This is a genomic window from Paenibacillus sp. A14 (assembly GCF_036864815.1).
Taxonomy (GTDB): Bacteria; Bacillota; Bacilli; order Paenibacillales; family Paenibacillaceae; genus Fontibacillus; species Fontibacillus sanfengchensis.
Map to the genome: position 1 here is coordinate 224,077 of NZ_JBAGJD010000003.1, position 25,352 is coordinate 249,428.

A 25,352-nucleotide genomic window follows, 5' to 3' on the forward strand; every position below is an offset into this window, starting at 1 on the left:
GAACCGATTAGACTTCCATAATAATCGGAAGAATCATCGGTCTGCGGCGCGTTTGTTCGTAAAGGAATCGACCCAGCGCATCCTTCACACTGGTTTTTAGCGATGCCCATTCATTCACGTTGTCGTTCATCAATTTCTCCAGAGTACTGGAAACGATTCGGTTGGCCTCATCCAGAAGCCCCTCGGATTCCCGAACATATACGAAACCGCGCGAAATGATGTCCGGTCCGGATACGATCGTACCGTCCTGCTTGCTCAAGGTGACGACCACGACCAGAATACCGTCCTGGGACAGCAGCTTGCGGTCGCGGAGTACAATGTTGCCGACGTCCCCGACGCCGAGTCCGTCGATCAGGACGTTACCGGCCGGAACTTTCCCTGCCTTGCGGGCGACGCCGCCTTGAATTTCCACGATATCCCCGATATCCACGAGGAAAATATTGTCCGGCTCCACGCCGACCGATTGGCCCAGTAACGCGTGTTTGCGCAGCATCCGATATTCCCCGTGAATCGGAATGAAATACTTCGGACGCATCAGGTTCAACATAAGCTTCAGTTCTTCCTGACTACCGTGACCGGAGACGTGGACGCCCGAGTTGGAGCCGCTGTAAATCACTTCCGCGCCGAGACGGAACAACTCATCGATCGTACGGCCCACGTATTTCTCGTTACCGGGTACCGGCGTCGCCGCGATAATTACGGTATCCCCCGGCAGAATATCCACCTTCCGGTGGGTGGAACGAGCCATTCTCGTCAAGGCGGACATCGGTTCGCCCTGACTGCCTGTACACAGAATAACTACGCGGTCAGCCGACATTTTGTTTACTTCTTCGGGCTCGATGATAATTCCGTCCGGCACATTCAAATAACCCAGCTCCGAAGCGATCGTCACGACATTGACCATGCTCCGGCCGATGATCGTCACTTTGCGTCCCGTCGAGAACGCCGCATCGATCACCTGCTGAATCCGGTGCACGTTCGAGGCGAACGTAGCCACCACGACCCGCTGCTCCGCCTTGCGGAAAATATCATCAAGAACAAGGCCGACATTTTTTTCCGATGGGGTGAAGCCGGGCTTCTCTGCGTTGGTACTGTCCGAAAGAAGAGCAAGTACGCCTTTCTTCCCGATTTCGCCCATCCGGTGCAAATCCGCAAATTGATCATTGACTGGTGTATGATCGAATTTAAAGTCACCGGTATGAACGACATTGCCTTCCGGCGTTTCAATACACACGCCCACGGAATCCGGAATGCTGTGGTTCGTGCGGAAGAAAGTTGCCTTCATCGTTGAACCCAACTGAATCTCGGAATCCGCATGGATCAACACCCGTTTGGTATCACCGAGCAACCCCGCTTCCTTCAGCTTGTTCTCCACCAGGCCCAAAGTCAATTTGGTTCCGTAAACCGGAACGTTCAAATTCTTGAGCACATAAGGCAAGCCGCCGATATGGTCCTCATGACCATGCGTTAATACGATGCCCCTTACTTTGTCGCGGTTTTCCGTCAAGTAGGTAATATCGGGAATCACAATGTCGATGCCCAGCATGTCCTCTTCCGGAAATTTCAGTCCGGCATCGATGACCACGATGTCGTTGGCATACTGAACAACGTACATGTTCTTCCCGATTTCTGCGACGCCGCCCAGGGCAAAGATCATCAGTTTATCATTATTCATTTTTTTGGACAAGTGAATCTAACCCTCCTAAATGTTTTGGACGTCGTAATTTTTTTGTAAATTTGTAAAGGAAAACGCACCGATCAGTGCTTCTCACCCATTTATATCTTCCAAATAAAATTCACCGCACCCAGTCACTTGAAATCATTATACATGATTAAAATGGCAAAAAACAAGTGAGCCGCCTACCGCCTCCTACTGTTACGTTGCTCTATAGCGAAAAAACGATGCCTCCCGCGGGGGCATCGTTTTTTGGAAATCCAGCAATTTATTGTTATTTCAGCAGTTTTCTAATTCCTTCGGCTTCCGCTTCACTCGGCGGTACCAATGGCAAGCGCACGGATCCGACCTTGTGGCCCAACTCATTCAAAGCGAATTTCACCGCCACCGGATTCGGACATTCAAATAAACCTTTGAACACCGGCAAAAGTTTTTGGTGCAGCTTGGCTGCAGTCTCCACCCGGCCGGCCAGGAACGAATGCACCATTTCCTTCATCTCCGGACCAACGATATGACTCGCTACGCTGACGATCCCGTAGGCGCCGACCGACAGAGCCGGAAGCGCGGCCGAATCGTCTCCGGAATACACTTTGAAACCGGCCGGAGCCTCGGCAGCGATCCCTGCCACCTGCTCCAGCGAGGCGCATTCCTTAGTGGCTACCACGTTCGGGATTTGGGCCAACCGCAGCGTAGTTTCTTTGCTGAGGCTGATGACCGTCCTGCTTGGTACATTGTACAGCATGACCGGGAGCTTGGTCGCATTCGCGATACTTTCAAAGTGCCGATATAAACCTTCTTGGCTCGGCTTGTTATAGTAAGGGGCTACGAGCAAAAGAGCGTCAACCCCGAGCTTTTCGGCTTGCTTAGACAAATGGATCGAATGAGCCGTATGGTTGCTCCCCGTTCCGGCAATAATTTTGCATCGTCCCGCCGCATGCTTGACGGCAAATTCGAACATCTCCAGTTTTTCCTCGTCCGTTAACGTTGGAGACTCGCCTGTCGTTCCACAAATCACCAGGCTGTCAGACTTCTGTTCTTCGATCAAATAATCCATTAAGCGTCCGGTTTGCTCCCAATCGATTCGTTCCTCGCTGTCGAAGGGAGTCACCATCGCCGTAATCAGTCTTCCGAAATCCACGCTGTCTCCTCCTTTGGCTCATCTGCATTCATTAGCGTCATTCCGTCTACTTGCCCAGCTCAAATTTGGCATGCAAAGCGCGGAGAGCTTGCACCATATCCTCTTTGTTGACCAGAACCCAAATCGTCGTGTTGGAGTCAGCGGACTGGAGAATTTGAATATTTTGCTCCGTCAGCGCCTCGACAATCCTCGCCATGATGCCTGGCACTCCGTTGATCCCTCCGCCGATGACGGACACTTTGGCGCACCCGCTTAGAATCCGAGGCTCAAAGCCTAATCCCTCCAGAACCGTGCGCGCCTTTGCCGCATCGCTGTCAAATACGGTATAAACCGCGCCCGAAGGGGTCACATTAATAAAATCGACACTGATTGCATTCTCCGCCATCGCTTTAAAAACCTGTAATTGCAGGTTATCCGCAACCTTGCCGGAAGATTCAACCTTGATTTGCGTCACATTGGCTACGTAAGCGATCCCGGTCACATAGCGATCGACAATGCCGATTTGCACATCCTTAAAGCCTTCGGGATTGGCCACCAGCGTACCTTCACTCTGGGAAAAAGTAGAGCGCACACGCACCGGGATACCGGATTGCATCGCAATCTCCACAGCTCGTGGGTGAATCACCTTGGCCCCTTGATGAGCCATATTGCAAATTTCGGCATAGCTGACGTAATCCAACGGCTTGGCGTCTTCGACAATTCTCGGATCGGCTGTCAGGATACCGTCCACATCGGTATAAATATCGACCATCTCTGCATGGAGCGCCGCACCCAGCGCTGTCGCAGAGGTATCGCTGCCCCCGCGTCCCAGCGTGGTGAAATCGCCATTCTGATTCTGCCCTTGAAAGCCGGTAACGATAACGACATCGTTAGACTCCAGTTCCTCAAGCACCCGCGTTGGCACAATGTCGAGAATTCTGGCGTTACCGTATTGGCTGTCCGTCCGAAAACCTGATTGGGCACCCGTCAGAACGACGGAACTGACCGACACTTTTTGAAGGAGACTGCAAAGCATGGATGCGGAGATGATCTCTCCGCATGAGAGCAGCAGATCTTGCTCCCGGGGCGGAAGTGAACCGCCGCCGGAAGCGATCAAATCGAGCAGCGTGTCCGTTGCATACGGGTCTCCCCTGCGGCCCATCGCGGAGACCACAACGACAAGCCGGTAACCGTTATCCAGTTCCCGGCGGATATGTGAGATGACCTTCTCTCTCGCTTCCGTTGTCGAGAGAGATGTGCCACCGAATTTTTGCACTAAAATGCGCATGGATATTCCTCCAATTTAAGTAAAACAACCCGAAAGCCTTTAATTATGATTTATTCCTTGCCCGCTGCAACAATTTCGGCGATCTGCACCGCATTCCAGGCAGCTCCTTTGAGCAGGTTATCCGAAACGATCCACATATTCAATCCGCGAGGATTGTCCAGGTCCCGCCGCAGTCGTCCGACAAAAACATCGTTCTTACCTGCCGCATCCGTCGCGAGCGGGTAGCTCTGAGCAGTCGGGTCATCGACCAAAGTAACGCCCGGTGCAGCGGACAGCAGGCTGCGAACCTCTTCCAAATCATAATCGTTCTTTAATTCGACGTAAACCGATTCGGAATGGCCGTAAACGACCGGAATGCGAACACAGGTTGCGGTGACTTGGATGGAATCGTCGCCAAAGATTTTTTTGGTCTCACGAACCATTTTCATTTCTTCCAAGGTATAACCGTTGTCCTGGAACTTGTCGATCTGCGGTACCGCGTTAAAGGCGATTTGATGTTTCACCGGCAGCGATGAAACCGGCAGGATATCCGGTTTAACCTCGTTACCCTCGAGCACTTCCTTGCTTTGACGCAGCATTTCGTCGATCGCTTTGGCCCCCGCTCCGGATACCGCTTGGTATGTCGAAACGATAACGCGCGAAACGCCAAAACGGTCATGCAGCGGTTTAAGAGCTGTCACCATTTGGATGGTCGAGCAGTTCGGATTGGCGATAATTCCTTGATGTTTGCCGATCATGTGCTCGTTTACTTCCGGCACGACAAGCGGAGCCGTTTCATCCATGCGGAACGCATTGGTGTTGTCAATCACAACGGCACCGTGTCGGACGGCATGAGGAGCAAGTGCCTTGCTGACGTCCCCGCCCGCGCTGAAGAGGGCGATATCGATGCCTGCAAAGCTATCCGGGCCAGCTTCTTCAACGGTAATTTCCTGTCCCTTATAACAAAGAACGGTACCTGCGGAACGGGCCGAAGACAGCAGCTTCAGCTTCTCAACCGGAAAGTCCCTTTTCTCCAATAATCCGATGATTTGTTCCCCCACGGCTCCCGTTGCTCCGACAACGGCGACATTAAATTTCCTGTTACTCATCTGGCACGTCTCTCCTTCTCTAATATAACGATTTATAGTAAATAGTATGAATCTCTTGGTATGAAGATGGCTTAATCCCGGAAGCGCTCTATAATGACCGGTTGCAGTTGCTTTCCTTCAAGCGCGGCATAGCAGGTTTCCGGAACCAGCTCCATTCGGGCTACGAGCGAATTCGGTTTGTTGAGCGGATTGTCCTGTCCGAACGGTACAAAATAAATATTCTTGGCCACGATCAACTTGGCAATGTTCGCCATATTAAAACCCAAACCGTCATTGGTCGACACCGCCAATACAACCGGACATCCGTTACGAAGCGTCGCCTTGGCTGCCATCAGGACCGGGCTGTCGGTCACCGCATTGGCCAGCTTACTGGTCGTCGTTCCCGTGCAGGGAGCGATAGCCAACACATCCAGCAGTTTCTTCGGCCCCAAAGGTTCGGCATCGACAATTGATGAAATAATATCATTCCCCGTTATATCTTTCAACTGTTTCTGCCAGTCTTCCGCCTGGCCGAACCGCGTGTCGGTCATCTTCACGGAATGTGAAATGATCGGCACCACGTTGGCTCCACCGTCGACAAACCGCTGTACTTGAGGCATGACCTCTTCCAATGTGCAATGCGATCCCGTCACGGCATAACCTACAGTTTTCCCTTGCCAGTTCATCCTTCATCCCCCCGTAATTGAAACTCTTCCAGAACCGACTGACTAAGCGCATTCGCTATGATGATACCAGCCGTCTTGGGAGCGACGATTCCGGGTAAACCGGGAGCAAGCAGCGCTTTAATCCCGCGCTTCTCGGCAAAACGGAAATCCGTTCCGCCGGGGGCCGAGGCAAGGTCAATGATCACGGCATGCCGAGGCAATTTAGAGATCATTTGCGCTGTGACTATCATAGTCGGAATCGTATTAAAAATCAAGTCGATATCGCTGGTATAAGCGGTCAAATCCGTTGCTACAAAAGGCTTCCAGCCCATTTGAACCGCCCTTGCCTCATCGGCTTTTCGGCGCAAGCCCACCTTCACGTTCGCTCCCAAACCTTGAAGCGTCCTTGCCAATGTAAACCCTGTCCTTCCTATCCCGAGCACGACACAGTTCGAACCATGAATCGTCGTGTCCGTATTTTGAATTGCCATCATCACCGCGCCCTCGGCGGTAGGTATGGAATTGTAAATGGCCACATCGTCCCGTTCCAAAAGCTCGATAATCCGAAAACCGCACTCGGCCCCGATCTGTTTCAAATATGCTTTGGCCATTCCCGTATATACCGGTGTTCCCGGGCGCAGTGCGGAAAACAACTCTTTTTTCACCGCGAGCTCTTTACTTGAAAACGGCGCGCTGATCACGCCCTGATCGCTGCAGCCCACCACCGGCAGAACAACGACATCCGCTTCCTTGAGCAGTTCCGGAGTTAAATTTTCATTCGTTACGCCTGCGGGCGTTTGCTCAAGCTTATCAAAGCCGACGACCCGTACCGACGCATCCAACTCTATACACTTGTGAATCACTTCCACCTGGCGGGCGTCACCGCCCAAAAAGACGATAGTTAGACCGGTCAGCATCAAGATCGGCACTCCTTCCAGGCAATACAGTATAGACCATCCTATGCGGGAAAGAGCGGGGTGGTGAAAAGTAATTACCAAATAACAAAAAGACCTCGCCGTACGGCGAGGTCTTCCCCAAAATGCGAATTATTTTGTTCCGGTGTGCCCAAAGCCGCCGGCACCGCGGACGGTTTCCGAAAGAGCGTCTACCCGGATCAGATTTACTTCGGGTACGATTTGAAACACCATTTGCGCAATCCGTTCGTTGCGCTTGATGGCGAACGGCTCTTGCCCCAGGTTGATCAGCAGCACCTTGATCTCGCCGCGGTAATCGGCGTCGATCGTCCCCGGCGTGTTCAGGCAGGTGATGCCATGCTTGTACGCCAAGCCGCTCCGCGGGCGGATTTGCGCTTCCAAACCAGCCGGCATTGCGATAGCGATCCCGGTCGGGACCAGCTTGCGCTGACCGGGCTGCAGCACGACCTCCTCCGTCACGGCCGCGTAGAGATCAAAGCCGGAAGCCAGCTCCGACATTTTGCGCGGCAGCTCGATATCCTCATTTCCGGGGATTAAATTAATTTGTACGTCATATAACAAGTTCATCTCTCCTTATATCCGACAGCACGCGGTCGGAAGCCCCCACCATGGCGAGCGCGTAAGGACGCGCAAACATGGTTTTGATGACTTCATTGACATGGTCCATCGTAACAGCTTCAATCCGGGCGATCATTTCATCAAGGGTATAGTGTCGTCCAAGCATCAGTTCATTTTTGCCCAGACGATTCATTCTGCTGCCCGTGCTCTCCAGGCTTAAAATCAGACTTCCCTTTAACTGCTCCTTGCCTTTACGCAACTCGCTGTCGATCAGTCCGCGCGTGGCCACGTCATGTAGAATTTCCTTGGTCAGGTCAAGCACTTCTTTGGTTTGCTTCGGCGCCGTACCGGCATAAACGGTGAACAGTCCGCTATCCGCATGAGAGCTATGGTAGGAATAAACCGAATATGCCAGCCCCCGCTTCTCGCGGATTTCCTGAAACAGCCGGGAGCTCATGCCCCCGCCAAGCGCATTGTTCAGAAGCACCATGGCATATTGATTGCGATCCCCGATCGGCAAGCCGGGGAACGAAAGGCAGATATGGTTTTGCTCCGTCTTTTTCCGGTGAAACTTCAGTTCGCCCAAAAATTCGGGCTTCCCCAATTCATCGTTTTGGCCCCGATTGTCAAAATCGCCAAAATAGCGTTCAAGCAAGTCGATGATGCTGTCATCGATATTGCCCGCAACCGCAATCACGGTGTTCTCGATGGTGTATTTCTCTTTCATATAGGCCCGAAGATGGTCGGGTCCCATCCGGCGCAGCTTCTCTTCCGTCCCCAAAATCGGCAGCGCAAGAGGATGGCTGCCGTAAGCCGCTTCGGCGAGCAAGTCATGGACCATATCGTCCGGGGTATCCTCATACATCGAAATTTCTTCGACGATCACGTTCTTTTCTTTCCGCAATTCCTCCTCGTCAAAGAGCGACCGAAAAAACATATCGGCCAGTACATCCACCGCGATGGGCAGATGTTCGTCCAGCACTTTGGCGTAATAACACGTGTATTCTTTCGATGTAAAGGCGTTCACATTGCCGCCGATCGCATCGAACTGTTCCGCGATGTCCTTGGCGCTGTAACGTTCCGTTCCCTTGAACAGCATGTGCTCGATAAAATGCGAAATGCCCCCCATTTCGGACGTTTCGTTCCGCGATCCGGTCTTCACCCAAATGCCGAACGACACCGAGCGGCAGGTCGGGATTTTTTCCATAACCACCCGAAGGCCGTTTTTCAACTGCGTTTTATTCACGAACTGGCCCTCCTAAACGTTTTACGGACGTAAAACAAAATTCTACTTATCTAAGTATAAGCTTTAAATGCAACAATATCCTATCAAAAAAAAACGGATTCCTCAACTCTGCGGGATTTCTACCCGGTCCGATGACAGCGTCTGTTCCACCGTTCCCAATTGTAACCCCTTGCTGCGGATCGCCTGAATCATGCCTTCCAGCGCATCCCGCGACGAAGCTGTCGGATGCATTAGAATCAGCGAGCCGGGACCCACATTCTCCGAGATCCGTCGAACGATCGTGGTAGCCGGCGGCTTTTTCCAATCGATCGTATCAACCGTCCACAGCACCGTTTTCAAGCCTTGCTCGGCAGCCAGATCAACCGTCCTCTGGTTGAAATCGCCGGAAGGGGGAGCAAACCAGCGGTTCTCCACGCCAAGCGTATCCTTCAACACATCTTTAGTCTTTGATATTTCAAGCCGCGCGAGGCTGTCGCTCAACTGGCTCATATTGGGGTGGGAATAAGCGTGATTCTCAAGCTGATGCCCTCTTCTTTGAATCTCTTTGGCCAGTTCGGGATTTTTCTTCAGCCAACTGCCATCAAAGAAAAATGTCGCCTTCACGTTGTGGCGGTCCAAGGTGTCCAGCATGGGCGGGATATATTCATTTCCCCAGGCCACATTGATCATAAAAGCCGCCATCGGCTTGTTCGGGTTCCCTTTGTAGATGGGATGAGGTCCCAAATCATCCAGGCTAACCTTCGGCTTGATTTCCTTGTACAGGTACTCGATTTCCGCGCCCTCCGGCTTTAATCTTGCCCTCTGAAACGTACTCTCGATATCCACTTCGCGGCCGTTATACCCGGGAATGGCCTTCCATACACGGTCCACCACCGCATCGACCGGCTCCTTTCGCAAACCTTCCGCTTCGCGACGGATTCGTCCAAGCAATTCTTCCTCCCCTTGGCTGTCGGCCAGCCTTCCGAAAGCATCCCGCTCCCCATTCGGCCACAGCGCGTGATCAACGAAAGAGCGAATCCCTGTGAACTCCCCCAGCATCAACACGAGGACCGCGCATATTCCGACAACCGCGAGTTTTTTCCGATTCATAACAGGCTCATCCCTTCAAGGGTTTTGTCCTCATTTTATGAGAACAAGCCTGCAAATATGTCGCTCCCCTGTTCGGCATCCATGAAAAAACCCCATTAACTGGGGCTTAAAGCGCTATGTAAAAAAAGAGCCAGAATAACACATTCTGTCTCTTTTCCCGTACGGTTCTATAGGTGTGTCAGGATGTCGATTTTTCCGTTTCGGCGGTCAGCACCGCTTTACGGGAAAGATTAATCCTTCCCTGTTGGTCGATTTCCGTCACTTTTACCGTAACAGTATCGCCGATCGCGACTACATCCTCTACCTTGGCTACACGTTCCGTGGAAAGCTGCGAAATATGCACGAGGCCGTCTTTGCCCGGCAAAATTTCCACAAAAGCTCCGAATTTCTCAATCCGTTTTACCGTACCCACATAAATTTCGCCGACGACAACTTCTTTGACGATGCCTTCGATGATCGAACGAGCCTTGTTGTTCATTTCCTCATTGGCCGAAGCGATAAACACGCGGCCGTCTTGTTCGATATCGATCTTCACGCCGGTTTCCTCAATGATCTTGTTGATGATCTTACCGCCTGCGCCGATGACATCGCGGATTTTGTCCGGATTGATATTCATGATCGTAATCTTAGGCGCATATTGTGACAGCTGCTCCTTCGGCTTTTGAATGCGTTCCAGCATCTTCGAAAGGATAAACATGCGGCCTTCCTTCGCTTGGGCCAGCGCATCAGTCAAAATTTGCCGGTCGATCCCGTCGATCTTGATATCCATTTGAATTGCCGTCACGCCGTCCGACGTTCCGGCTACTTTAAAGTCCATGTCCCCGAGATGATCTTCCATCCCCTGGATGTCCGTCAAAATCGAGACATGTTCACCGTCTTTGATCAGCCCCATAGCCACGCCGGCAACCGGAGCTTTGATTGGTACCCCCGCATCCATCATGGCCAGTGTGCTGGCGCAGATACTCGCCTGGGAGGTGGAACCGTTCGATTCCAGCACTTCCGAAACGAGACGGATTGTGTAAGGGAATTCCGATTCCGGCGGAATCACTTTCGAAAGCGCTCTTTCGCCAAGCGCCCCGTGTCCGATTTCACGTCGTCCCGGTGCGCGCAGCGGACGGGCTTCCCCCACGCTGAACGGCGGGAAATTATAGTGATGCATAAAGCGTTTCGACTCTTCCAGGTCGATCCCGTCGAGGATTTGTACGTCGCCCAACGCTCCAAGCGTACATACGCTAAGCGCTTGAGTTTGTCCCCGCGTAAACAAGCCGGAACCATGCGTCCGCGGCAGCAAGCTGATGTCGCACTCGATCGGGCGAATCTCATCGAGCTTCCGTCCGTCGGGACGGACTTTGTCATGGGTGATCAGACGGCGCACTTCTTCCTTGACGATGTCGTGCAGTACTTCCTTCACATCGCCAAGCAGTTCCGGAGACTCTATGTACTTCTCCTCAAAATAAGCTACCGTTTCGTCATTGATTGCATCGATGGCGTCTTGGCGGGCGTGCTTCTCGACGACCTTCACCGCTTCGATCAGACGGTCCGCCGCATAGGCACGAACCTCCCGGTCGACATCCTCATTTACTTGATGGAGCTTCACTTCCATCTTCTCTTTACCGGCCATCGCCACGAGTTCTTCAATCACGGCAACGATCTTCCGAATTTCTTCGTGACCGAACATGATGGCTTCAAGCATGACATCTTCCGGAACCTCGTTGGCTTCGGCTTCCACCATCATAATGGCATCTTTCGTCCCCGCAACGACCACGTAAATGTCGCTTGCTTCCTGCTGGGCAATATCGGGATTAATCACAAACTCCCCGTTGACGCGGCCCACGGCCACCCCGCCGATCGGCCCGTTGAAAGGAACGTCCGAGATGCTCAGCGCAGCGGAAGTACCGATCATGGCGGCAATCTCCGGCTCGCAGTCCTGATCCACGCTCATGACCAAATTTACGATTTGCACATCATTGCGGAACCCTTCCGGGAACAACGGTCGAATCGGACGGTCCGTCAACCGGCTGGCCAGGATCGCTTTTTCGCTAGGACGTCCTTCGCGCTTAATAAAGCCGCCGGGGATTTTACCTACCGCATACAGCTTTTCCTCATAGTTCACCGTCAGCGGAAAAAAATCGAGGTCCTTCGGTTCGGCCGAAGCCGTTACCGTACATAAAACCGCGGTCTCTCCGTACCTTACCATTACAGCCGCATTGGCCTGTTTGGCCAAACGTCCGGTTTCCAGTATAAGAGGTCTTCCTCCCAACTGCATTTTCACATGTTTTTCCATGAAACCCCTCCTTATCACAAATAAAAGTTCGGTACAAGTCTCATTATTTCCTGCTTTTGCCCGATTCATAAACAAAAGAAGGTTCACGAATCGAAAGCGGGTCCTTAAACCTGTCCAACTCACAACAAAAGCTCCTGACGGAGCTTGGTGGGCATACATGTATTTACTTTGCAAAAAGCAACCAAGAAGCGCGCCGTCCGCTTCTTCAGCGGAACCGGCGGCGACCAGGCTGCTTCGGTTAAACAAAGGCAAATTAGCGACGCAATCCAAGCTTCTCAATCAAAGCGGAGTAGCGTTTTACGTCTTTGTTCTTCAAGTAAGCCAACAGCTTACGACGTTGACCTACCATCTTCAGAAGACCGCGACGGGAATGATGGTCCTTCTTGTGCGTACGCAAGTGGTCCGTCAAATTCACGATGTTCTCCGTAAGGATAGCAATTTGCACCTCTGGGGATCCGGTATCGGATTCATGAGTTTTGTGCTCTTCAATCAGTTGTTGCTTGCGCTCTTGTGTTAATGCCATCCTGTTCACCTCCTTTTTTCAAATCGCCGTTAGCCTAGTAGTCGGACGGTGAGACCGGCAACCAAGCCAAGGTTATCTTGTCTATGTCAAAAAAGCCCACATAAACAACCTAAACAAGTATAACACAGATTATATATAAAAGTAAATGACGTGTCTTTTTACCCGATTATTCCGCGATCCCCTATTTTAGCCGTTGTTTTGCGGTTTCCGCATCCTTGGTAATCTGCGCAATCAACTCTTCGATGCCGTTAAACTTCCGCTCTTCCCGAATAAAATCGATCAGTTCGACCCGAAGCGATTCGTCATACAAATGACCGTTAAAATCGAATAAATGGACTTCCAGATTAGGGCGGGTAGCCTGATCGTGAAACGTCGGCTTCACGCCGACATTCATCACGCCTTCCAGGGTGTTACCTTCATATTCAACGCGCACTGCGAAGACCCCTTTAATCGGCAGGACGTAATGCTCATCCGGCTGGAGATTGGCGGTGGGAAAGCCCAGCTGTCGCCCGCGCTTTTCGCCGTGCATAACCGTTCCCTTCACCGCATAAGGACGTCCCAGCCACCGGCTTGCCAAACGAATGTCGCCCTCCTGAAGCGCTTTGCGGATGCCCGAGCTGCTCACTTTCTCGCCGTCGATCAAAAAAGGCGGCACCGTAAGGACGTCCATGGTGTTCTCGCTCAGTTCCCGAAGCATTCCGGCATGTCCCTCGCCGCGGTAGCCAAAACGGAAATCAAACCCGACGACCGCCGTATGGATGCGCAGGGGAACCAGCATCCCGCACACAAAGTTGTGCGGGCTTACCCGCGAAAACGCATCATTAAACTCGACAATATAAAGATAGTCCACTCCCATGCTGCGGAGGATTCGTTCCTTCTCTTCCGGCGGGGTTAAATACCCTTCATAATCGCCCTTCTTCATGACTTCCTTCGGATGCGGGTGAAATGTCATCACCGCCGAGGGAAACCCCGTCTGGCGGGCAAGCCGCACCGCTGTTTCAATGACGCTTGCATGTCCGAGATGGAGTCCGTCAAACTGGCCGATCGCCAGAACCTGCGGTTTTGCCACAATGTTGATGACTTCATCCGTCAAAGGATAAGTTAGGTTTATCGTTTTCACTCGTCTCACCTGCTATTTCACTCGGATTCGCGCTTTGCAGAGCGCTCTATTTGCCCGGCTATTCGGGTAAAAACACCTTCACGGGGGCTATTGCGCCCGTTCCTTCCTCCGAGCGGTAAATTCCTAAAAACCTGCGCTCGGGGTTGTACAAGCGGATCACCTCACCCGGGCGTACCGAAGGCTGGACCACTGCGCGGGACAAGCGTTGTCCTTGTAATGCCGCCTTTACCTTCTCCTCTGCGACGGTGTGGGCCGGGAGATGGCTCACCGCTTCATCCACCGCGATCAGGCGTGACTGCAGTTCGCCTTCCCGCACGAGGTCCGCCAACTGCTCCAAGGTCAGACAACGGTCCTCCCCGATCCCGGCGGACATCGTCCGCTTAAGCTCTTCCATGACCGCCGGTACTCCCAGGGCACGGCCGATATCAACGCATAGCGTACGGATATAGGTCCCTTTGGAGCACAACGCGCGGAAAGAGATTTTCGGATGTACCGGGTCGGGTTCAAACCGCAAAAGCTCCAGTTCATGTATCGTGACCTGGCGGGGCTGCCGTTCCACCACTTTGCCTTCCCTGGCAAGTTCATAAAGACGTTTGCCGTCCTGCTTCAGAGCCGAATACATCGGCGGAATTTGCGAGATCTGCCCTACAAAACGTTCAAGCACCTGTTTAACCTCGGCTTCGGGCACTTTTACTTGTTCCGCGCGCTCTATTACAGTACCGGTCATATCTTCGGTATCCGTTGCCAGACCAAGTACGAGGGTAGCCTCGTATTCTTTAGGCAATTCCTGCAAATATTCCACCATTCGCGTCGCCCTGCCGAGACATAACGGGAGGACTCCGGTAACCGCCGGGTCCAGCGTGCCGGTATGACCGATCCGCTTCATCTTCAGAATCCCCCGGCATTTCGCTACGACATCATGCGATGTAAAACCTGCGGGCTTCCAGACCGGCAAAATTCCTTCGTATGCGTTCATAGCTGCCGTTTCACCTGCTCCAACACTTGAGGCACGATTCTCTCCAGCGTCCCTTCGATGCGAGCCCCCGCAGCCCGAACATGGCCGCCACCGCCAAAGCTTTGGGCAACCTGAGCCACATCGACCTTGCCGGCCGACCGCATGCTGACCTTGACGGCAGTTTCGCTGATAACCTTAAACAGCAGGCCAACCTCCACCCCTTGAATATTCCGCGGGTAGTTCACGATGCCTTCCAGATCCTCATTAATCGCTCCGGTGATCCGCAAATCCTCATCATCCACGGAAACCCAGCTGATTTTGCCATCCTCCGTGATTTGCAAGCCGTTCAGCGCGCGGGTCAATAACCGGAGCTGCGGCAGCGTCATCTGCTCAAGCAGCAGCTCGGACAAGCCCGGGCCGTCGACGCCATACTCCAGCAATTTGGATGCGGTCGCCATGACCTTCGGCGTGGTATTGGAATAACGGAAGCCGCCGGTATCGGTTAACAAACCGGTATAAATCAGAGTCGCCGCATGTTTGTCCAAGCTCAGATTCATGAAAGTCATCAGATCAAACAATATCTCAGCCGTCGCCGCCGCATGCGGAACAATAAGGTTGCAGGTCCCGTAACCGTCGTTCGTCGGATGGTGATCGATATTCAAGATTTCGGCATTTTCGGCAAAATAGAGACTGCTTTTGCCGGTTCGCTTGAAATCCGCACAGTCCACACAAATGACATGGTTATAGGTAGTTTCGAGCGGAGCTTCCGAAAGATTGACAATCTTGTCCGCTTCCCACAAATACTCCATCCGCTTTGGGATCGGCCCCTCGTTCACCATAACGTATTTTTTACCCAGACATGAGAGAAGCCAGCCCACCGCAAGGGTAGAACTGACTGCGTCTCCGTCCGGCTGTATATGCGCCACTACCAGGAAATTGTCATGCTCCGTCAAAAACCGCTGGGCTTGCCGGAACTCCCGTTCATTGGTCTGCATTGCCGTCTCCTTTAAATTCTAATTTTCCTCTTCGTGCGAAATATCGCCAAGAAGCTTCTCGATCCGACTGCCGTAAGCTATCGATTCGTCAATTTTGAATATCAATTCCGGTGTATGCCGCAGCCGTATCCGTTTGCCGAGCTCGGTCCGCAAGAAGCCTCCCGCTTTCTCGAGGCCTTTTAAGGAAGCGCTCTTCGCTTCCTCATCCCCGAATACGCTCAAATACACTTTCGCTTGCGACAAATCACTTGTCACATCGACCCCGGTCACGGTGACAAATCCAATGCGAGGATCCTTCACCTCATTTTGGATCAGCACGCTAAGTTCTTTCTTGATTTGTTCCCCTACGCGGCCGGTACGATTTTTTGCCATCTGTGACACCTCACCTTATTTCGGTTCGACGGTTTCCATGATGAACGCTTCGATTACGTCGCCCTCTTTGAGGTCATTGTAATTGTCAAGGGTAATCCCGCATTCATAGCCCTGCGCAACATCCTTAGCATCATCCTTAAACCGTTTAAGCGAGTCTATTTTGCCTTCGTAAACGACGATTCCGTCGCGGATCAACCGGGCTTCCGCCGAGCGTGAAATCTTGCCCGAGGTAACCATACAGCCCGCGATGGTGCCGACTTTGCTGATTTTAAACGTATTGCGCACTTCGGCGTGACCGATGACGGTTTCTTTGTATACCGGATCGAGCATCCCCTTCATCGCCTGTTCGATCTCTTCGATCGCATTGTAGATGACGCGGTGCAAACGGATATCGACCTTTTCCTGCTCGGCCGTGGCCTTGGTCTGACTGTCCGGACGAACGTTGAAGCCGATGACGATCGCATTGGAAGCAGCGGCCAAAATAATGTCGGATTCCGTAATGGCGCCGGCGCCGCTGTGAATGATTTTGACGCGAACGCCCTCCACTTCGATTTTCTCCAGGGATCCTTTCAGCGCTTCGACCGAACCTTGCACGTCCGCCTTGATAATGACGTTGAGGTCCTTGATCTCGCCTTCCTTGATATGACGGAACAGATCGTCCAGCGTCACGCGCGTATTGGCTCCCAGATCGGACTGGCGCTGCGTAATGGCCCGTTTCTCGGCGATGGAACGCGCTTTGCGTTCATCCTCAAACACCATGAACGGATCGCCCGCCTGCGGCACTTCCGTCAATCCCGTAATTTCCACCGGCGTGGACGGTCCGGCTTCTTTCAAGCGGCGTCCTTTATCGTTCACCATCGCGCGGACACGTCCGAAGCAGTTGCCGGCCACGAAAGCATCGCCGACTTTGAGCGTACCATGCTGCACCAGAATGCGGGCAACAGGCCCGCGATTTTTGTCCAACTCAGCCTCGATAACTGCGCCGCGGGCGCGTTTATCAGGGTTCGCTTTGTACTCGTTGACTTCGGCTACGAGCAGGATCATTTCAAGCAGATCTTCCAGACCCATTTTTTGCTTCGCGGACACATTAACGAAGATGGTGTCCCCGCCCCACTCTTCCGGAACGAGACCGTATTCGGTCAACTCTTGCTTCACTTTGTCCGGATTGGCGTCCGGTTTGTCGATTTTGTTTACCGCCACGATAATCGGCAGCCCCGCTGCCTTGGCATGGTTGACCGCCTCCACCGTCTGCGGCATGACGCCGTCGTCGGCCGCCACCACGATGATCGTGATATCGGTCAATTGGGCACCGCGGGCGCGCATGGCCGTAAAGGCTTCGTGACCCGGGGTATCGAGGAACGTGATTTTCTTGTTGTTAATCTCAACCTGGTAGGCCCCGATATGTTGGGTAATCCCGCCGGCTTCCCCGCCGGTAACATTCGTCGAACGGATCGCATCGAGGAGCGTCGTTTTACCATGGTCAACGTGGCCCATAATCGTAACGACCGGAGGACGTTCCAGCAAATCGGCCTCATCGTCCACTTCTTCGATCGTTTCGAAACGGTCGTCCTCGACCGGAATCTTCACTTCGACCTCAACGCCGAAATCGCCGGCCAGAAGCAGAATCGTGTCGATGTCCAGCTCCTGGTTGATCGTTGCCATCACGCCGAGCGAAATCAGCTTCTTGATCACCTCGGAAGCATCTTTATGGAGCAGCTTAGCTGTCTCGCCCACAGTCATCGTACCGCGAACGATAATTTTCTTCGGCGTATTATCGATTTTCTCGCGGGGAGGCTGCTGATTATAATTATTTCTTCCTCCACGGCCGCCTTTTCCGCCGCGGTTGTTCTTAAACCCGCCTTGACGGTTATCGTCAAAGTTTCTTCCGGATCTATTATTGTTGTTGTTAAAGCCGCCGCCATTTCCTTTACGGAAGCCTTGGTTCTGGCCACCTTGGCCACCTTGGCCGCCTTGGCTACCTTGACCGCGGTTGGCATTCCCGGCTCCATTACCGCCCGAACCGGTATTCCGGTTTTGCTGAGGGCCGCGGCTCCCGCCGGCTCCATTCCCCGGGCGGGAGGAATCATTGCGCGGTCCGCCCCCTTGATTTTGGCCGCGATTTTGCTGGGCATTGCGATTTTGGGAAGAGCCGCCGCCTTGCTGCGGGCGTCCCCCTTGTCCTTGCTGATTGCCTGACGGACGATTCGTTCTTTCCTGTGTGGCTTGTGCGCTGCCTGAGGCAGACGTGTGATTGGAATTTGTTTTATTATTCATGCTTACCTGCTTTTCTTGTTGATTTTTATTGTTTCCAAAGGTTTGAGTCCCTTGGGTTTGGTGATTCTGGGAAATGCGAACATGTTCTCCACGCTGACCGGTTTTGTCCCCGGCGGATGTTTTCGGTGTCTGGCTTCCTCCTGCGGAAGCCGGAGCCGGCGATTTGCTTGCAGCTTCAGCGCGTCCCGGGTTTTCTCTTTTCGCAGCGGCGTTGCTCTTAATATCCTTGAAGAACTGCTCTACCCGGGAAACCGCGTCGTTCTCCATGACACTCATATGGTTATTGACCGGGATATTAAGCCGTTTAAGAATGGTAATAATTTCTTTACTGCTCATATTAAGTGATTTGGCGTATTCATACACCCTGAGTTTATCTTTGTTATCTTGTTTACTCAATATACTCCACCTCCGACGTTTTCACGATTTCTTTAGCAATCATATCGGCAAACCCCTGATCGGTGAGCGCAAGCACAACCCGCTCCGGGCGTCCAACACTGGTTCCCAGCCGCTCGCGGTCAAAGCCAATCATCAGGGGAACTTTGTACGTTGCGCACTTGTCCCGGAATTTCTTCCGGGTGTTGGAGGAGGCATCGCCCGCAACGATAACTAGCCTGGCTTCGGAGGAACGAATGGCTTTCAACACCAGTTCATCCCCGGTCACCAACTTCCCGGCCCGGGTGGCGAGTCCCAGCTGATTGAGCAGCTTACTCATCGCCTTCCTCCCCTTGGTCCCGGCTGGCGATGAATTCCTCTTCCACCGCCAGAAAATCCCGGGCCAGTTGTTCATAAACCTCCGGACCCACCGGCGCTTTCAGCGCCCGGTCCAGCGCGCGGTTCTTATGGGCAAGCTTGAAGCAGGAGACTTGACCGCAAAGGTACGCCCCGCGTCCCGATTTTTTGCCGGTCAGGTCAATAAATACTTCCCCTTCGGGCGACCGAACGACGCGGATCAGCGATTTTTTGGGCATCATCTGCTGGCAAGCCACGCATTTACGCAGCGGTATTTTTCTAGGTTTCATGGTACAGACCCCCGTTCCTAACTAAACAGGTCGGTTGATTAAGCTTGGAATTCTCGGCGCCTAATCGATGGAAACGGAATCTTGAGGCATTTCTTCCTGATCGGTCTTCTCTCTTCCGAATTCCTCTTCCGCCTGGCTTTCGCTCTTGATATCGATTTTCCAGCCGGTCAGCTTGGCGGCCAAGCGGGCGTTTTGCCCTTTGATCCCGATCGCCAGAGAAAGCTGATAATCCGGAACAATGACGCGGGCCATCTTCTCCGCTTCGAAGACCTGAACCTCAAGCACCCGGGATGGGCTGAGCGCATTAGCCACATACTCCTCCACATTGTCGGAGTATTTGACGATATCGATTTTCTCCCCGCGGAGCTCATTCACGATCGTTTGGACCCGTGTACCTTTAGGTCCGACGCAGGAACCGACCGGATCCACTTCACTGTTGCGGGAATACACCGCAATTTTCGAGCGGAAACCGGCTTCCCGGGCGACGGAACGAATCTCCACGACCCCGTCGAAAATCTCCGGCACTTCAAGCTCAAAGAGCCGCTTCAATAAACCGGGATGAGTACGAGACAACAAAATTTGCGGACCCTTCGTCGTATTCTCCACTTTGGTGATGTAGGCCTTGATCCGGTCACCGTGCTTGAACTTCTCGTTCGGCATCAGCTCATTCAAAGGCAGATGAGCCTCCACCTTCCCGAGATCCACAAAAATGTTCCGCAAATCTTGGCGCTGCACAATTCCGGTGACGATATCCTCTTCCTTCTCGACAAAAGCGTTGTAGATCAGGCCGCGCTCCGCTTCGCGAATCCGCTGCGTCACGACCTGTTTGGCGGTCTGAGCGGCGATCCGCCCGAAGTCCCGAGGCGTCACTTCAATCTCCGCGATATCCTCAAGCTGGAAGTTCGGATTGATTTCCCGGGAAGCCGGCAGCGAAATTTCCGTTCGCGGGTCGAGCACTTCCTCGACCACCAGCTTGCGGGCAAACACTTTGATCGCCCCGGTATGGCGGTTCATATCCACGCGCACGTTCTGAGCGGTGTTGAAATTGCGTTTATAACTGGAGATCAAAGCGGCTTCGATCGCCTCAAATATAATGTCTTTGCTGATCCCCTTTTCCCTTTCCAGTTCATTCAAGGCCTCGATAAAATCCATACTCATTTGCCTCGTGTTCCCCCTTTCATAGTCTCCTGCAGTGCAGTTGAAAGCCTGCTAAAAAATGATGGCCAACCTGGCGCTGGCAACTTTGCTGTATGGAATGGCATGGCTCTTCTTGCCGACTTCGACGACCAGCTCCTCATTTTCAAACGAAAGGAGCCGTCCTTCAAACTCTTTCAAGCCGTTTACCGGTTCATATGTAGTGACGAATACATCCTTGCCGACGGCTTTCTTCACGTCCTCCGCCTTCTTCAGCGGGCGCTCCGCGCCGGGAGAAGAAACTTCAAGAAAATAGGCGGATGGAATCGGGTCGTTTTGATCCAGCTTCTCGCTGAGATATTCGCTGATCCGACCGCAGTCATCAATGTCGATGCCCCCGTCTTTATCCACAAATACGCGCAGGAACCAGTTGCTTCCTTCCTTTACATACTCGATGTCTACCAGTTCAAAGCCATGTTCCTCCAAAAAAGGGTTGACCATCTCTTCCACGGCCGCTTTGATCTTCGGTGTGCTCAAGCGTACATTACCTCCATATGGTTCTTTCCTGTATACCAAAGAGTAAAGAGTGGGTTTCCCCACTCTTTAAACAACGGTTCTATCTTCATGATTACCAAAAAAATTATAACATAGTCCGGTAAGAGTGACAAGTAAAACGCCTTGACGACAAGCTTAGAACAGGGAGAGCTGGTTGCTTTCCGGCAAGCCGCGGAAGCAGCCCATCGTGCCGAGCAACTCCACGATCGTTTTGCTCGCCTTGGATTTCTGCTGGAAATCCTCAATGGAGAGGAATTCCCCTTGCTCTTTGGCTGCCGCGATGTTCTTTGCCGCGTTCTCGCCGATTCCGGCAAGTGCCGAAAACGGCGGAATCAGGGAGTCGCCGTCCACAATAAACTTCGTGGCGTCGGAGCGGTAGAGGTCGATATTCTTGAAGCGGAAGCCGCGAGCGGTCATCTCCAGGGCCATCTCCAGAATCGGCAGCATGTTTTTCTCCTTCGGCAGGGCCTGGAAGCCTTTTTGCTCGATCTCTTCGATTTTTCGGTAAATCGCTTCATACCCTTGGCAGAACAGTTCGATATCGAAATCCTCGCCCCGTACCGAGAAATAGGTCGCATAGTATTCGATCGGATGATACAGCTTGAAATAGGCGGTCCGAACGGCTGAGATGACATAAGCGGCGGCGTGCGCCTTCGGAAACATGTACTGGATTTTCAGGCAGGAATCAATGTACCACTGGGGCACCTTGCATTTCTTCATTTCCTCGATCCACTCAGGCGTCAAGCCTTTCCCTTTACGGACGCTTTCCGTAATTTTAAAGGCGAGCCCGGCATCCATGCCGGCTTTGTAAATCAGGAAAAGCATGATGTCGTCCCGGCAGCCGATCACAGTTTTAATGTTGCAGGTGCCGTTTTTGATCAGTTCCTGCGCATTTCCCAGCCATACGCCGGTTCCGTGGGAAAGGCCGGAAATCTGCAGCAGGTCGGCAAAGCTGGAAGGCTGCGATTCCACCAACATCTGGCGCACGAACTTCGTCCCCATCTCCGGAACCCCGTAGGTGGCTACAGGGGTGCGGATTTGCTCCTGAGTAACCCCGAGTGCCTCCGTAGAGTTAAACATGCTCATGACCTTCGGATCGTTCATCGGAATCGTCGTCGGGTCAACGCCCGTCAAGTCCTGCAGCATCCGCATCATCGTCGGATCATCGTGCCCGAGAATATCGAGCTTGAGCAGGTTGGCATCGAAGGCGTGATAATCGAAATGCGTGGTCATCCATTCCGCGCTCGTATCGTCGGCCGGGTACTGAACCGGTGTAATATCTTCAACTTCAATATAATCGGGAACGACGACGATTCCCCCAGGGTGCTGGCCGGTGCTGCGCTTGACCCCGGTACATCCCGCAGCCAGGCGGTTCAACTCGGCGCCGCGCCAATGTTTATGATGCTCTTCCTCATATTTCTTGGCGAAGCCAAAAGCGGTCTTCTCGGCGACCGTACCGATCGTTCCGGCCCGGAATACACTTTTTTCGCCAAAAAGCACCTTCGTATAGTTATGGGCATGCGGCTGGTATTCCCCGGAAAAGTTAAGATCGATATCGGGAACCTTGTCGCCCTTAAACCCGAGGAACGTTTCAAAGGGGATATCCTGCCCTTCGCCCTTCAGCTTCCGGCCGCATTTCGGGCAATCCTTGTCCGGCAGGTCAAACCCGCTCGGCACGCTGCCGTCGAGGAACCATTCGCTGTACTTGCATTCGGAGTTCAAGCAAACGTAATGGGCCGGCAGCGGATTCACCTCGGAGATTCCCAGGAAGGTCGCCACGACCGAGGAGCCGACCGACCCCCGCGAACCTACGAGATAGCCGTCCTGATTGGATTTCTTAACCAGTCGTTCGGAAATCAAATAGTTCGCCGAGAAGCCGTACTTGATGATCGGCTCCAGCTCTTTCTCCAATCGCTTGACGACCACCTCGGGGAGTTCCTCCCCGTAAATCGTCCGGGCCGTCGCATAGCAGGTATTGCGGATTTCCTCGTCCGCCCCTTCGATGATCGGCGTGTACAGCTTGTCCGGGAACAGCTCAAGCTCCTCGAAGGTATCGGCCAATTCTGATGTATTTTTGACCACCACTTCAAAGGCCTTGTCCTTCCCCAAAAACTCAAACTCCTCCAGCATTTCGTCCGTCGTCCGGAAATGCGCGTCCGGCTTGCGGATATCCTTCAGCGGGCTGAAGCCGGTGATACCGTGGATGGTGATGTCCCTGTAGATTTTGTCCCGTGGCTCCAAATAGTGCACATTCCCTGTAGCCACAACCGGTTTTCCTAATTTTCCACCGATTTCCACCACTTTACGAATCGCGGTCTTCACTTCTTCAACGCTGCCGACAAGCCCCTTATCCACCAAATGCATATACATGGTGAGCGGCTGAATCTCCAAGACATCGTAAAACTCCGCGATGCCTTCTGCTTCCTCCACCGACTTGTTGAGAACGGCCTCGAAAAACTCGCCCTTTTCGCAGCCGGAAATGATTAGAAGCCCTTCTCTCATTTCCAAAAGTTTGGATTTCGGGATGCACGGAACCCGCTTAAAGTATCCCGTATGGGACATCGAAATCAATTTGAACAGATTTTTCTTGCCGACCATGTTGAGCGCGTAGATCCCGCAATGGAACGGGCGGGCGTTGGACAAATCTTTGCCCACCTTGTCGTTCATCCGCTCCAGCGAAGTGATGCCTTCGATTTTCGCCGCGTCATCCAGCAGGCCGTTTAAAATCTCGCCGAGGGCCACCGTATCATCGATGGCGCGGTGGTGATTTTCCAGCGAAACTTTGTATTTGGCGGCGAGCGTGTTCAGACGGTGGTTTTTTAAGGTCGGAAACAGCATCCGGGCCAACTCCAACGTATCGAGCACCGGGTTCTCCATCATGGGCATCCCCAGTTCCTTCAGCTTGGCATTGACAAAGTCGACGTCAAACCGGGCGTTGTGGGCCACCAGGATCGCATCTCCCGCAAATTCGACGAACTGTTTCAGAACCGGCTCCACATCAGGCGCGTCCTGAACCATCTCGTCCGTGATGCTGGTCAACTGCTGGATGTTATACGGGATGCGCTCGTGCGGATTTACAAATGTGGCGTAGCGATCGATCTCCTTGCCCTCTTGCATCTTCACCGCCGCCACCTCAATGATTTTGTTCTGCGTCACCGAGAGGCCGGTGGTCTCGATATCGAACACGATAAAGGTCGCCGTCTTCAGATCGATCGGCCGCGGATTCAATACAACCGCCACGTTATCGTTAACCACATTCGCTTCCACGCCGTAAATCATTTTGATTCCGTTCTTTTTGGCTGCTTTCGCCGCATCGGGGTAACACTGAACCCCGCCATGGTCCGTGACGGCTATCGCTTTGTGTCCCCATTTTGCCGCTGTCTTGACATAGTCGCCGATCGAGGTAACGGCGTCCATCGTACTCATCATTGTATGCAGATGGAACTCCACGCGCTTCTCCTCGGCGTTATCTTTTCGGGAAGGCGGTGCGGATACCTCGCAAAGATCCGAAGGAATCATCACCAATTCGGGAATCTGCATAAACCGGTCATACTCCACCTTCCCCCGGGCTTTGACCCACTTTCCGTTGGCCAGTTGCCCCATGACCTTCAAGTCGTCTTTGCTCTTGGCGAACATTTTCATTTGCAGGGAATCGGTAAAATCGGTTAGGTAGAACGTAAACAAGGTGTTTCCGTTGCGCAGTTCCTTCCGGTCCAAGCCGAAGATGGTGCCCTGAATCGTAATTTTCTTCTCTTCATCCTTGATTTCCTGAATCGGTACAGGCGGCTCCTTGATGTCATACCCGACCTGCAGCTTGATGACCTCGCCATCGACCTCCTCAGGCGGCGCCTCCACGGGTATGCTTTCCATCAATTTGTTGATGACTTCCCGCTCTTCCTCGACGATCCGCTGCTGGAACTCTTCGAAAGCCTCACTGCTGCTCTCGCCGGACAGCAGTTTCACTCTGAGCGAAAGGCCGAAGTAAGTGTCGTAAAAAGCGGGAATCGCTTTATCGATATTTTTTTTGCGGGCCAGCTCCAAAGAAGTAGCGTCGCTGAACGTGACCGTCACCAGATCACCGTCCACCTCATAGCCCGCCCGGGCCATCCAACCGTTTACGGATGGCACCTCCCGCTGCACCCATTCGAGGAACATCTTCCAATATTCCTGTACAATGGCCGCACCGGCTACATCATTCTCATACTGGAACAAAAAAGTGATGTCCGCGATATGGCCCATCCGCTCCTTCACACGCATACAGAACGTCCGGTAGACTTGCGCGGGAACGAGCGTCGATTTGCGAAGTGTGATCTTCCATTCCTTATTCGTCCGGCTGACTTCGACGCGGTCGATAAACCCGTCGAGAAAATAAGGGTCCACCACGGAAGCCGGAACCTCCGCCTGCTTCATCAATAACTCGAGCCTCGTTCTTTTCCCCTTGGCGTTCGCGTCGGACATGATTTCCCCTCCCCCGCATTGAT

General features: G+C 53.0%; 21 protein-coding genes. All 21 read right to left on the bottom strand.

The window, feature by feature from the left end; translation table 11 throughout:
- Positions 1-7: 7 nt before the first annotated feature.
- A complete protein-coding gene (locus V4U88_RS08970; RefSeq protein ID WP_334072934.1) occupies positions 8-1,687 on the bottom strand; it encodes a ribonuclease J in 1,680 nt (559 codons plus the stop codon).
- A gap of 262 nt (positions 1,688-1,949) precedes the next feature.
- Positions 1,950-2,813 carry a 4-hydroxy-tetrahydrodipicolinate synthase gene (gene dapA / locus V4U88_RS08975; protein ID WP_334072935.1) on the bottom strand — a complete coding sequence of 288 codons (864 nt, stop codon included), beginning with the start codon at positions 2,811-2,813 and terminating at the stop codon, positions 1,950-1,952.
- Between the two features lie 46 nt (positions 2,814-2,859).
- Positions 2,860-4,080, bottom strand: coding sequence for an aspartate kinase (gene dapG / locus V4U88_RS08980; RefSeq protein ID WP_334072936.1), 1,221 nt, complete (start codon positions 4,078-4,080; stop codon positions 2,860-2,862).
- A gap of 50 nt (positions 4,081-4,130) precedes the next feature.
- Entirely contained in the window at positions 4,131-5,168 is a 1,038-nt protein-coding gene (locus V4U88_RS08985; protein WP_334072937.1) for an aspartate-semialdehyde dehydrogenase, read from the bottom strand.
- A 71-nt stretch (positions 5,169-5,239) separates the two neighbouring features.
- Positions 5,240-5,833 (bottom strand): dipicolinate synthase subunit B, encoded by a 594-nt coding sequence (locus V4U88_RS08990; protein WP_334072938.1) that lies wholly within the window; start codon positions 5,831-5,833, stop codon positions 5,240-5,242.
- Positions 5,830-6,729: a dipicolinate synthase subunit DpsA gene (gene dpsA / locus V4U88_RS08995; RefSeq protein WP_334073370.1), complete on the bottom strand. Its 900-nt coding sequence runs from the start codon at positions 6,727-6,729 to the stop codon at positions 5,830-5,832. The genes V4U88_RS08990 and dpsA overlap by 4 nt, the downstream gene beginning before the upstream one ends.
- 129 nt (positions 6,730-6,858) lie before the next feature.
- The gene (gene dut / locus V4U88_RS09000; protein ID WP_334072939.1) at positions 6,859-7,308 is read right to left on the bottom strand and encodes a dUTP diphosphatase; all 450 of its coding nucleotides are present in this window, start codon (positions 7,306-7,308) and stop codon (positions 6,859-6,861) included.
- Positions 7,298-8,551: a M16 family metallopeptidase gene (locus V4U88_RS09005; RefSeq protein ID WP_334072940.1), complete on the bottom strand. Its 1,254-nt coding sequence runs from the start codon at positions 8,549-8,551 to the stop codon at positions 7,298-7,300. Before V4U88_RS09005 ends, dut begins: the two co-directional genes overlap by 11 nt.
- Before the next feature lie 102 nt (positions 8,552-8,653).
- Complete coding sequence (locus V4U88_RS09010; protein ID WP_334072941.1) at positions 8,654-9,640, bottom strand: polysaccharide deacetylase family protein; 987 nt, start codon at positions 9,638-9,640, stop codon at positions 8,654-8,656.
- A 178-nt stretch (positions 9,641-9,818) separates the two neighbouring features.
- Complete coding sequence (pnp, locus tag V4U88_RS09015) at positions 9,819-11,924, bottom strand: polyribonucleotide nucleotidyltransferase (protein WP_334072942.1); 2,106 nt, start codon at positions 11,922-11,924, stop codon at positions 9,819-9,821.
- Between the two features lie 253 nt (positions 11,925-12,177).
- Positions 12,178-12,447: a 30S ribosomal protein S15 gene (gene rpsO / locus V4U88_RS09020; protein ID WP_076168040.1), complete on the bottom strand. Its 270-nt coding sequence runs from the start codon at positions 12,445-12,447 to the stop codon at positions 12,178-12,180.
- A gap of 181 nt (positions 12,448-12,628) precedes the next feature.
- Positions 12,629-13,567 (bottom strand): bifunctional riboflavin kinase/FAD synthetase, encoded by a 939-nt coding sequence (locus V4U88_RS09025; RefSeq protein WP_334072943.1) that lies wholly within the window; start codon positions 13,565-13,567, stop codon positions 12,629-12,631.
- 58 nt (positions 13,568-13,625) lie between these two features.
- Positions 13,626-14,543 carry a tRNA pseudouridine(55) synthase TruB gene (gene truB / locus V4U88_RS09030; protein WP_334072944.1) on the bottom strand — a complete coding sequence of 306 codons (918 nt, stop codon included), beginning with the start codon at positions 14,541-14,543 and terminating at the stop codon, positions 13,626-13,628.
- Complete coding sequence (locus V4U88_RS09035; protein WP_334072945.1) at positions 14,540-15,517, bottom strand: DHH family phosphoesterase; 978 nt, start codon at positions 15,515-15,517, stop codon at positions 14,540-14,542. Before V4U88_RS09035 ends, truB begins: the two co-directional genes overlap by 4 nt.
- Positions 15,518-15,535: 18 nt before the next feature.
- Positions 15,536-15,889: a 30S ribosome-binding factor RbfA gene (gene rbfA / locus V4U88_RS09040; RefSeq protein ID WP_148449796.1), complete on the bottom strand. Its 354-nt coding sequence runs from the start codon at positions 15,887-15,889 to the stop codon at positions 15,536-15,538.
- 15 nt (positions 15,890-15,904) lie between these two features.
- Positions 15,905-18,559 (bottom strand): translation initiation factor IF-2, encoded by a 2,655-nt coding sequence (gene infB, locus V4U88_RS09045; protein WP_334072946.1) that lies wholly within the window; start codon positions 18,557-18,559, stop codon positions 15,905-15,907.
- Complete coding sequence (locus V4U88_RS09050) at positions 18,552-18,875, bottom strand: L7Ae/L30e/S12e/Gadd45 family ribosomal protein (RefSeq protein ID WP_334072947.1); 324 nt, start codon at positions 18,873-18,875, stop codon at positions 18,552-18,554. Before V4U88_RS09050 ends, infB begins: the two co-directional genes overlap by 8 nt.
- Positions 18,868-19,182: an RNase P modulator RnpM gene (gene rnpM / locus V4U88_RS09055; RefSeq protein ID WP_334072948.1), complete on the bottom strand. Its 315-nt coding sequence runs from the start codon at positions 19,180-19,182 to the stop codon at positions 18,868-18,870. Before rnpM ends, V4U88_RS09050 begins: the two co-directional genes overlap by 8 nt.
- A gap of 60 nt (positions 19,183-19,242) precedes the next feature.
- Positions 19,243-20,340 (bottom strand): transcription termination factor NusA, encoded by a 1,098-nt coding sequence (gene nusA / locus V4U88_RS09060; protein WP_334072949.1) that lies wholly within the window; start codon positions 20,338-20,340, stop codon positions 19,243-19,245.
- A 51-nt stretch (positions 20,341-20,391) separates the two neighbouring features.
- Positions 20,392-20,853, bottom strand: coding sequence for a ribosome maturation factor RimP (gene rimP, locus V4U88_RS09065; RefSeq protein ID WP_213504804.1), 462 nt, complete (start codon positions 20,851-20,853; stop codon positions 20,392-20,394).
- A gap of 153 nt (positions 20,854-21,006) precedes the next feature.
- A complete protein-coding gene (locus V4U88_RS09070) occupies positions 21,007-25,329 on the bottom strand; it encodes a PolC-type DNA polymerase III (protein ID WP_334072950.1) in 4,323 nt (1,440 codons plus the stop codon).
- Positions 25,330-25,352 lie beyond the last annotated feature (23 nt).